The following is a 2,387-nucleotide window of genomic DNA, read 5'->3' as shown; positions in this document are numbered from 1 at the left end:
CCCGAATCGCGAACTGCCGCGTCTGCGTCGCGCGTGATAATCTGCCGTCGCACATTCTCCCGTTGACGCATGAGGTTGCGCTGCTCTGGAGTCATCTGCATCCATAGATCGGCGTTGCGCCGGAAATTTTGCCGGGCATCTGGCGGCATCGCGAGCCATCGTTCCCTTATGCTCTGCCCTGAAGATGCCCCGTGAGGCTGACCTGAAGGCGGTCCATGAGGTTGACTTGGCGGTGGTCCATGAGGTGCCGCCATTGGCGCCGGCCGGCCGGCCGTGCCGCGATGTTGTTGTGGCTGCGCTTGCGCGTACGCGCAACACAGAACAAAAGCCGCCAAACCGACGAATAACTTACAAGGTTGGCCTATCTTCCCACACGCTATTTTCATCCCAGGCGATCAATGCATCCAGATCAGCCACGACGTCATAATCCTGTGGATCGATTTTAGCCACTACATCTGAATCGCCAGAAGACGTTGTCCGCGGACCCGGATAATGCGTGACAAGAGCAATGGCGACAAAGACCGCTGCCACGGCCGACGCTCCAACAACCTTTCGCAGGCTGAACCAGTTCCGCACCCGCTCGAAACGAGTCGGTTTCTGCCGAATTTTTCTTAGGACATTCCGGGAAAAAAATGGCGAAAGCGTGGGCTCAGGAAGCCGGCCGAGAACATCCCATAGCTCTTTGTCATCTTGAGGTTTCATGTTGTCCATCGGATTCAACAGCCTGCGTGCCTCGAAGTTGCGCTATAACGTGGCCGAAAATTATGTTCAAATTCCCGGCGCCTCAAGGAAACCTTCCAGTTGCCGAATCCGGGTTGGATGCCGCATTTTGCGCAGGGCCTTTGCTTCGATCTGGCGGATCCGCTCCCGGGTAACTTGGAACTGTCGACCTACTTCTTCCAACGTTCGGCTGTAGCCGTCGACGAGGCCGAATCGTTGCTCGAGGACTTGCCGTTCTCGGTCGGTGAGCGTTTCCAGGACATCCTTGATTTTTTCCTTGAGCAAAACGATCGCAGTCATGTCGCTCGGGTTTTCGGCGCCCCTGTCCTCGATGAAATCGCCAAAGTTGGTTTCCTCGCTCTCGCCTACCGGTGACTGCAGCGAGATCGGTTGCTGGGCCATCTTCAGCACGGCCCGAACCCGGTCCACTGGCAGCAAGACTTCCTCAGCTACTTCCTCAGGCGTGGGCTCCCGCCCATACTCCTGCACAAGCTGTTTTTGCACGCGCAAGAGTTTGTTGATCGTCTCAATCATGTGCACCGGAATTCGGATCGTGCGCGCCTGGTCGGCGATGGACCGGGTAATTGCCTGGCGAATCCACCAGGTCGCATAGGTCGAAAACTTGTATCCGCGCCGATACTCAAACTTCTCGACTGCCTTCATCAGTCCCATGTTTCCTTCCTGGATCAGGTCGAGAAACGACAAACCGCGATTGGTGTATTTCTTCGCAATGGAAATAACAAGACGAAGATTGGCCTCGACCATTTCGGTTTTGGCTTTGAATGCCTGGCGCAACCAGGTTTTCAGCGTCCGATATTCCTCGGAATAATCGGAAAGCGAAAACCACAAGCTGATTTCCAAATCGCGGACCTTGGTCTGAAGCTGTAACCGCCGCTTCTTGCTGCGAGGATTTTTGGCGAGCTCCGTCTGGAGATATAACGAGGTGTGGTGCGCCTCGTCGGCGAGGTGCACGAATTCTTCGGTAACCCGCTGCTTAAGGTAAAAACGAGGGTAAATCTTTTGCAGGGTGGCCATCGTTCTTTGCAGTCCCCTGCGCTTTTGTGAAACCTTCTTTGAAAGGTCGCGCACAAGCTCGGAAAAGTGCCGGCTAATGGATGCACTGAATTGCTCCACCTGCTTACACAAGTGTGGCAGGTTCTTCATGTATCTCTCGCGGCTCTCGATTTTTTTATCGAGGATCACACGATCGAACCGTTCCCGGCCTTCGATGAGTTTCCGGGCGAGATCTAGATGCCCGCGGGCAACAAAGCCGAAGCGGCTGAGATGTTTTTGTACCATCCCTTCAGCCTCCTCAATTCGCTTCGAGATTTGGACTTCCTGGTCTCGAGTCAGCAGTGGGACCTGCCCCATCTGCTTCAAATACATCCGCACCGGGTCATCAAGAATATCAACTTTGGGTGCCGCTCTGCCTTCTTCTTCTTCCTCTTCCTCGTCGACGTCTTTTTTGCCGTCCCTGTACCGGTCAACTTCGGAGGCCTCAATAATGTCGATTTCCAAGCGGCGCAGACGCGTGAGAATCAGATCGAGTTCATCGGCGTCGGTGACTCCCTCCGGTAATGCCTCGTTCAGATCGTCGAACGTGAGATAACCTTGTTCTTTCGCCAGTTTAATCAGCTCCCGAATCCGCGCTTGAACTTCCACTGACG

At 54.7% G+C, this 2,387-nt stretch carries 2 protein-coding genes; both read right to left on the bottom strand.

The features are described 5' to 3' along the window. Positions 1 to 348: 348 nt before the first annotated feature. Entirely contained in the window at positions 349 to 711 is a 363-nt protein-coding gene (locus VGK48_07640) for a hypothetical protein (GenBank protein HEY2381041.1), read from the bottom strand. A gap of 57 nt (positions 712 to 768) precedes the next feature. Further along, complete coding sequence (gene rpoD / locus VGK48_07635) at positions 769 to 2,382, bottom strand: RNA polymerase sigma factor RpoD (protein ID HEY2381040.1); 1,614 nt, start codon at positions 2,380 to 2,382, stop codon at positions 769 to 771. Positions 2,383 to 2,387: the final 5 nt, after the last annotated feature.

It is taken from the genome of Terriglobia bacterium (assembly GCA_036496425.1).
Classification (GTDB): domain Bacteria; phylum Acidobacteriota; class Terriglobia; order 20CM-2-55-15; family 20CM-2-55-15; genus 20CM-2-55-15.
The sequence above is the reverse complement of the archived record's forward strand: the minus strand, read 5'-3'. Positions and strand labels throughout refer to the sequence as shown.